General features: G+C 72.3%; 9 protein-coding genes. 5 read left to right on the top strand and 4 right to left on the bottom strand.

All coding sequences use genetic code 11. The features are described 5' to 3' along the window. Positions 1–807: hypothetical protein (locus AB0H87_RS34960; RefSeq protein WP_360155731.1), on the bottom strand; the 807-nt coding region annotated here is incomplete at its 3' end. Positions 808–854: 47 nt separating this feature from the next. On the opposite strand from AB0H87_RS34960, the gene AB0H87_RS34965 reads away from it, so the two are divergent. The 4 genes from AB0H87_RS34965 (at position 855) to AB0H87_RS34980 (ending at position 3,910) form a co-directional block, all read left to right on the top strand. Next, positions 855–1,589: an IclR family transcriptional regulator C-terminal domain-containing protein gene (locus tag AB0H87_RS34965; RefSeq protein ID WP_360155734.1), complete on the top strand. Its 735-nt coding sequence runs from the start codon at positions 855–857 to the stop codon at positions 1,587–1,589. 64 nt (positions 1,590–1,653) lie between these two features. Further along, positions 1,654–2,661: a thiamine pyrophosphate-dependent dehydrogenase E1 component subunit alpha gene (locus tag AB0H87_RS34970; RefSeq protein WP_360155737.1), complete on the top strand. Its 1,008-nt coding sequence runs from the start codon at positions 1,654–1,656 to the stop codon at positions 2,659–2,661. Continuing rightward, a complete protein-coding gene (locus AB0H87_RS34975) occupies positions 2,658–3,680 on the top strand; it encodes an alpha-ketoacid dehydrogenase subunit beta (protein WP_360155740.1) in 1,023 nt (340 codons plus the stop codon). The genes AB0H87_RS34970 and AB0H87_RS34975 overlap by 4 nt, the downstream gene beginning before the upstream one ends. Beyond that, positions 3,677–3,910 carry a lipoyl domain-containing protein gene (locus AB0H87_RS34980; RefSeq protein WP_360155743.1) on the top strand — a complete coding sequence of 78 codons (234 nt, stop codon included), beginning with the start codon at positions 3,677–3,679 and terminating at the stop codon, positions 3,908–3,910. The genes AB0H87_RS34975 and AB0H87_RS34980 overlap by 4 nt, the downstream gene beginning before the upstream one ends. Here the strand turns inward: AB0H87_RS34980 and AB0H87_RS34985 are convergent. The 3 genes from AB0H87_RS34985 to AB0H87_RS34995 are packed head-to-tail and all read right to left on the bottom strand — an operon-like array spanning position 3,907 to position 7,130. Next, positions 3,907–4,425, bottom strand: coding sequence for a trypco2 family protein (locus AB0H87_RS34985; RefSeq protein ID WP_360155746.1), 519 nt, complete (start codon positions 4,423–4,425; stop codon positions 3,907–3,909). The genes AB0H87_RS34980 and AB0H87_RS34985 overlap by 4 nt on opposite strands. Beyond that, entirely contained in the window at positions 4,422–6,422 is a 2,001-nt protein-coding gene (locus tag AB0H87_RS34990) for a CHAT domain-containing protein (RefSeq protein WP_360155749.1), read from the bottom strand. Before AB0H87_RS34990 ends, AB0H87_RS34985 begins: the two co-directional genes overlap by 4 nt. 54 nt (positions 6,423–6,476) lie before the next feature. Beyond that, complete coding sequence (locus tag AB0H87_RS34995) at positions 6,477–7,130, bottom strand: HAD family hydrolase (RefSeq protein ID WP_360155752.1); 654 nt, start codon at positions 7,128–7,130, stop codon at positions 6,477–6,479. A 7-nt stretch (positions 7,131–7,137) separates the two neighbouring features. On the opposite strand from AB0H87_RS34995, the gene AB0H87_RS35000 reads away from it, so the two are divergent. Continuing rightward, positions 7,138–7,431 (top strand): hypothetical protein, encoded by a 294-nt coding sequence (locus tag AB0H87_RS35000; protein ID WP_360155755.1) that lies wholly within the window; start codon positions 7,138–7,140, stop codon positions 7,429–7,431. The last annotated feature ends 33 nt before the right edge of the window (positions 7,432–7,464 follow it).

The following is a 7,464-nucleotide window of genomic DNA, read 5'->3' on the forward strand; positions in this document are numbered from 1 at the left end:
AGCAGCGCGATCCGCAGCAGCAGCACCGCGAGCTGATGCCGGAGCAGCCCCGCCGCGAGGATGCCGGAGCGGTGCCGCTGGCGGCAGCCAGGGTGCCAGCAGGGCGGGGTCGGCCACGGCGGCCTCGACCTGGCGGCGTTCGTCGGCGGTCAGGGTCAGCTGGCGCAGCCGGGCTCCCCAGGCCTCGACGGGCTCGTCGAGCGCGGTCGAGAGCTCGACGAGGGCCGCCAGCGCCATCGCCTGCTCGACGGCCGGCGCGCCGTCGCCGTGGCGGCGCAGGCCCGAGTTCAGCGCGCGGTGGGCGGCCCGGTCGTCCTCCTTGAACTCCCGCAGGATCCGGGCGTTGTCCAGGACCTTGGCGAGGCCGGTGAGCGCTTTGGAGCCGCCGTACTCGAGCTCGCCCGGCTCGCCGCGCTGGATGAACACGATGGAGTTCCCCGACGGGTCCATGACGGTGAACCGCGACGCCCCGGCCCGGTAGCGGGTGATCCGGGGGAGTCCCTTGGCCAGCACCTTCCCATGCGCGCGGCGCATCGCGTCGGTGAGCTCCGCGTGGTACGGCGCGACCGCGTCGACCATCACCAGGCAGCCGCCGGTGGTCTCCTCGGCCGGGTCGACACCGCGGCCCGCGCGGCCGTAGTGCAGCTCGAACCCGCGCCACCGGAAGGCCAGGTAGAGATAGGGCCGGGTCTGCTCCCACGTCACGGCGAACCCGAGCGCACGCCAGAAGGCGAGGGTCTCCTCGGGCGCGACGCACGGCAGCAACGGCACGGTGGTCTCGTTGGCGGGGACGGCTCCGTCAATCATGGCCCGCAGCCTGCCAAATCCGCGCCCGGAGCGCACATACTCGACTCATGGCGGGACCCACCCTGATCGGCTCCGTGCAGCGTGCGCTGAACCTTGTGGACGCCGTCGGCGCGAGTGACCGGCCCGTGACCGCCAAGGCCCTCGCCCGGCTCACCGACCAGCACCTGTCCACGACCTACCACCTGCTGCGCACGCTCGTCCACGAGGGCTACCTGCGCCGCGCCGACGGTGGCTACGTGCTCGGCGACCGGATCATGGCGCTCGGCCAGGGTGCCGGGCGCAACCTCGTGATCGCCAAGGTGCGGCCGCTGCTGCAGGCACTGCGCGACGAGTTGCACGCCGCCGCCTACCTCTCGCTCTACGACGACGGCGAGATCCGGGTCGTCGACATCGCCGACACCCCGGACGCGCCGCGGGTCGACCTCTGGGTCGGCTTCCACGACGCCGGGCACGCGTGCGCGCTCGGCAAGGCGGTGCTCGGCAGCCTCGGCGACGCCGACCGCGCCGACTACCTCGCCCGGCACGAGCTGCCCGACCTGACCCGGCACACGATCACCGACCGGGCCAGCCTGCTGCGGGAGATCGACGCCGGCGGGCCGCTCGCTGTCGACCGGCAGGAGTACTGCGTCGGCACCGCCTGCGTGGCCGCCGCCGTCGTCGCGCCGGACGTGGTCGGCGCGGTCGCCGTCTCGGTGCCCGTCCGGCGGCTCGGCGCGGTGATCGGGCGCGCCGACGCGCTGGCCCGCACCGCCCGGCTGGCCTCGCTCGCCCTCGCCGGCTGACCCGCGTACCACCATTTGAAAACACCTTGTTGTCCCACCGACCGGACCGTTCGACGCTGCCTGCATGACCGATCCCGACGAGATCGACGGCGCGACCCGCGTCGAGCTGTACCGCACGATGGTGCTGGCGCGCACCTTCGAGGAGGCGATGCTGCGCGAGTACCACGCCGACAAGGGGCCGGGCTTCGACATCGGCAAGGGCCTCGTGCCGGGCGAGATGCACCTCGCGGCCGGGCAGGAACCCGTCGCCGCCGGTGTGTGTGCCCACCTGACCACCGACGACGCGGTGACCGCCACGCACCGCCCGCACCACTTCGCCGTCGCGCACGGTGTGGACCTGCGCAGGATGGCGGCGGAGATCTTCGGCCGCGAGACCGGGCTCGGCCGCGGGCGCGGCGGGCACATGCACCTGTTCGACCCCGCCACCCACTTCTCCTGCTCCGGCATCATCGCCGAGGGCTACCCGCCGGCGCTCGGGCAGGCGTTCGCGTTCCAGCGCAAGGGCACCGACCGCGTCGCGGTCGCGGTGACCGGTGAGGGTGCCGCCAACCAGGGCGCGTTCCACGAGTCGCTGAACCTCGCCGCGCTGTGGCGGCTGCCGGTGGTGTTCGTCGTCGAGGACAACGACTGGGGCATCTCGGTGCCGCGGGCCTCGTCCACCTGCGTGCCGTCGAACGCGGTCCGGGCGGCCGGCTACGACATGCCCGGCGAGCGGATCGAGGACAACGCGGTCGAGGCGGTCTACGCGGCGGCCGGCCGGGCCGTGGCCCGCGCCCGGGCCGGCGACGGGCCGAGCCTGATCGAGGTGCACACGCTGCGCCTGTGGGGCCACTTCGAGGGCGACGCGCAGGCGTACCGCAAGGACATCGAGGACGTGCCCGGGCGCGACCCGCTGCCGACGTACGAGCGGACGCTGAGCGCGGCCGGCCTGCTCGACGCGGCGGCCGCCGCCACGATCAAGTCGGACGCCGTCGCGCGCGTCGAGGACGCGGTGACGTTCGCCAAGAACAGCCCGACCCCGGATCCGGACGAGGCCCGCCGGTACGTGTTCGCGGACGGACGAGTGGCATGACGGCCACCCAGAGCCGGCACCGGCTGACCACCGCCAAGGCCATGGTCGACGGGATCGCCGCCGAGATGGAGCGCGACGAGTCCGTGATCGTGCTCGGCGAGGACGTCGGGGCGTACGGCGGCATCTTCGGCTCCTCGACCGGGCTGCTCGACCGGTTCGGCGCGACCCGGGTCATCGACACGCCGATCTCGGAGACCGCGTTCATCGGGCTGGGCATCGGCGCCGCGGTGGAGGGGCTGCGGCCGATCGTCGAGCTGATGTTCGTCGACTTCTTCGGCGTCTGCATGGACCAGATCTACAACCACATGGCGAAGATCTCGTACGAGTCCGGCGGCAACGTCAAGGTCCCGATGGTGCTCACCACCGCGGTCGGCGGCGGCTACAGCGACGGCGCGCAGCACTCGCAGTGCCTGTGGGGCACGTTCGCGCACCTGCCCGGCATGAAGGTCGTCGTGCCCAGCAACCCGTACGACGCGAAGGGTCTGATGGTCTCCGCCATCCGCGACGACAGCCCCGTGGTCTACATGTTCCACAAGGGAGTGATGGGGCTCGCCTGGATGGCGAAGAACCCGCGATCGGTCGACGAGGTTCCGGACGAGGCGTACGAGGTACCGATCGGCAAGGCCCGGGTGGCCCGGGAGGGCACCAGCGTCACGGTCGTCACGGTCTCGCTGTCGGTGCACCACGCGCTCGACGTCGCCGACGTGCTGGCCGGCGAGGGCATCGACGTCGAGGTGCTCGACCTGCGCAGCCTGGTCCCGCTCGACCGCGAGGCGATCCTGACGTCGGTGGCCAAGACCGGCCGGCTCGTGGTCGTCGACGAGGACTACCTGTCGTATGGCCTGTCGGGCGAGGTCGTCGCCACTGTCACCGACGTCGACCCGGGGCTGCTGCGGGCGAAGGTGGCCCGGGTCGCGGTGCCGGACGTGCCGATCCCGTACGCGCACGCGCTGGAGTACGCGGTCCTGCCGCGCCCGGCCCGCATCGAGGCCGCGATCCGGGCCGTGGTGGGCGCATGACGCAGGTGCCGTTCCCCGCGCTGTCGAAGCAGGACCCGGCGGCGCGGGGCGTGCTCGCGACGTGGTTCGTCCGCGACGGCGAGCACGTCGAGCCGGGCCAGACCCTGGCCGAGGTCCAGGTCGACAAGGTCTCGGTGGAGGTCGAGGCACCGACCGGGGGCGCGGTGCGCCTGCTGGTCGAGGAGGGCGCCGAGGTCGCACCGGGCGACGCGATCGCCGCGATCGACTAGGCGGTCTCGGTTCGCTGGACGGGGCCGAACTCGAGTTTGATGGTGTGGGTCAGCTCGTCGCGTAGCTCGCCGTCGACGCCGAGGGAGATCGTGCCCTCCTCGGTCACCGCGAACGTCAGCTCGACCGAGCCGCTGTCCATGACCAGGCGTTGCGGCCCGCCGGCGGCCGTGCTGATGATCCGGCGGAGGGTCTCGATGGCTTCGACAAGGACGCGGGAGACCTCGCCCGTGCGCACCTCGTGCTCGTCCGGGTCGGGCGGGACGAGGGTGACCGTGATCGTGTGGGTGTCCGTGCGGGCCAGCGTCGCCCCGATGCTCAGCTTCAGCCCGATGACCGGCACGCGGAAGTCGATCTTTCCACCGCCGGCGCTGGCCGCGACCACGTTGAGGGTGATCTGGGCCGACCGGACGACCAGGTCCCGCGCGGTGTGACCACTGACGTTGGCCGTCTTGACGGCGTTCTGTATCTCCGCCACGAGCTCTTCGGCGGGAACTGTTCCCTGGTCCGTCTTCACGGCGTACCTCCCTGTCGAGACGTCGCGGCGGGGTCGCCGAAGATCGTGTAAGCGAGCCACGTCGGGTCGGCGCTGTCCGACTCCCGCAATGCCCGCCGCGCCGCGAAGGCGGCCTCACCGAGCGGCATGGTGGCCAGGCGCGTGTAGAAGTCCTCGGCGAACCGGCCGGCCGGCTCGCTGCGGACGTCCCACAGCGTCCCGACGAACGCACCGGCCCCGGCCTTCATGAACTGGCTCGCGAAGCCCATCATGTCGGTGTAGCGCGGGACGTCGGCGGCGCTCGTGCACGCGTTGAGGAAGACCAGCGGAGCACGTTCGCGCAAGGCCTGCGCGCTGACGGCGGGGTTGAGCAGGTCGGGTATGAACGCACCGCCGTTCATCCCGATCGCCGAGCCGGCGCCCGAGTCGAAGGCGTTGTGGCAGGCGAAGTGCAACAGGCCGGCGTCGCCGGAGTCGATGAGCCCGAGCAGCTGCTCCAGGTCGACGATGGTCCGGCCCTCAGCGGACACCCCGAGCACGTCACGGATGCGCTTCACCTCGGCTTCCGCGTTCGACGGCGCACCCGGTGGTACGACGAAGCGGGCGTCACTCAGGCCGATGCGCGGCGACCGGTGCCGGTGCATCCGCCGGAGCACCGGAAACTGCTCGACGAGGAAGCCGTGGTCCTGGGTGGGCGACTTGGGATAGACCAGCTCCCAGGGCACCGCGTCCATGGTGGACGCGATGGTGAACATGGTGATCCGGTCGCGGATCGACCAGAACTGGTCCTTCAGCTCTCGCGGGATCATGGCGTCCCACAGGCCGACGCCCAGCGCCTTCATCAGCGAGATCGCGTTCGGCGCCGTGTAGCCGCTGGCCCGCGGACCACGCGCGATCCGGCCGAGGGCGTCGCGGGCGCGCTGCACGGCCGCGGCCGGGTCTTCGGTCAGCTTGTCGCCGGGGACGGTGTCGAACAGGTCGTCGCCGGCCAGCAGCTGGAACATGTACTGGCCGTTGTTGACCAGGACCTGCAGCGTCGCCTCGCCCTGCCGGCGCGTCAGGGCGGACAGGTCCGCGGCCCGGGCGCCGCCGTCGACGACCGCCGTGTTACGGCCGATCGACACCTGCAGGTCCAGTTCGCCGACGTAGGTGCCGCCGGACCACGCGGTGACAGTCAGGTCGTGCAACCCGACGTCCGTCGACCGGATCGCGAACCGGACCGGCGCCGAGTCACCTACCGGTGGGACGAGGAGCCGCTGCTGCACGGGACCGAGGGGTGCGAGCCCGGCCCGGGACTCGAGCACGATCGTCAGCTCCGTCCCGGCCGGCGAGACGTCGAACGGGGCGAGCGCGCTGGCGAACGGTCCGCGGTTCGAGGAGTCCTCCAGCACGACCCGGACGATGAGACTGATCTCGTCGCCGAGCGCCGCCCTAGCGGGAACGCTCCCGGTCAGCAGGCGTTTCGGCGACAGATCGGAAGCTCGGGGCCACGCCGGTTTCGCGTCCGGCTTGCGCCGGGACGGCTCCGGGTCCGGCAGCGCTCCGACCAAGCCACCGGCCGGGTGCCAAGGAAAGTCATCATCAATGTCCGCCGCGGGCTCAGCAACGATGATCGGGTAGTCGGGCTCGTCGAAGTCTTCACCCTCCAGTTCGGGCATCGGGTCGCTCAGAGGTGCGGTCTGGGTCTGCGCGGTTCGCGCGATGAAGGCCGCGACCAGCTCGTCGAGCTGCGCTTTCGTCACATGCCCGGAGAACCGCTGCCCGTCGATCTCGATGGTCACTTCCGTCGGCTGCCGTCGCAGCCAGGCGGCGATCGCCGCCGTCATGAGGCGGATCGCGGCCGCGGAGGGCCTGATCGCGAGTAGCAGCCCGGCGACCGCGCCGGCCGGGCCGGTCGGCTGCGTCGAGTGGACGTCGATGGCGAGCAGCTCGGCCCGAAGATCGCCGATCATCCGGGCCAGCCGCCGGGCGTCGGCGCCGCCCGAGACGACCAGCGGAACCTGCAGAGCGTCGGACATCGGTCCAGGCTAGCGCCCGCGGATTCCGGATCGCGCCCGCGTACGTCCGATGTGTCAGGTCGCCGCGGCGCTGTGTTTGGCGATCAGGCTTGACAGCGCGTCCAGGGAGTCGATGCGGAATAGGGACCGGGCGGTCGCGGCCGGCAGGTCGAGGATGTGGCCCCACGGTCTGCGCCGGATCAGGCAGGCCTGTATGCCGGCCGCCAGCGCCGGGCGGATGTCGTTGTCGGGCCGGTCGCCGACGTACAGGATCGACGACGCGCCGCCGCCCTCGTGGACGACCCGCTCGAAGAACCCCGGCGCCGTGTTCGCCACGCCCCAGCCCTCCGACGTGCCGAAGACATCAACGGCCAGGTCGAGGTCGCGCAGGATCGCCTCGGCCTGCGCCGGCTGGTTGCCGGCCAGACCGACGAACAGGCCCTCGTCCTGCAACGCGGCCAGGCACGCGCGCGCGTCGGGGTAGAGGTCCTCCTCGCCGAACGTCTCCGGCAGGCCGGCGGCCGCGCGGCACTCCAGCTCGGCCGCGAGGTCGAAGCCGGGTCGGAAGGTCTCGAACACCTGCCGGTAGTCCTGACCCCGGGCGATCACCGAGCCGAAGACCGCCGAGAGCGTGTGCCGGGGAACGCCGAGCCAGTCCGCCCAGGCCGCGAACTCGCGGGACTCGTCGAGGATCGTCCCGCCGACGTCGAGGAAGACCGTGTCGATCATGTGCGTCATGACCGTCAGTGGCGGCGCGGTGGGCGGCCAGCACCGCGAGCGCGGACTTGCCGACCTCGCCGGCGCCGGTGAGGAGCCAGGCGCCGCCGGTCAGGGCGGCGAGCCGGTCGAGCTCGCCGTCCCGGCCCACGAGCACGGGCGGCGCCGGTGGCAGCTGGAACGGCACCTGGTCGGGGTCCTCGTCGGGAACGCCCGCCATGCCGTCGGCGAGGGCCTCCCAGACCGCGATCCACTGGCAAGGCCGGCGTCGAACCCGAAGAGACGCGGGTCCGGGCCGGCGACGCCGCCCTGACCGAGCTGACCGGCGCGCGCGAGCCCAGCGGCG

It is taken from the genome of Asanoa sp. NPDC050611 (assembly GCF_040654855.1).
Taxonomy (GTDB): domain Bacteria; phylum Actinomycetota; class Actinomycetes; order Mycobacteriales; family Micromonosporaceae; genus Asanoa.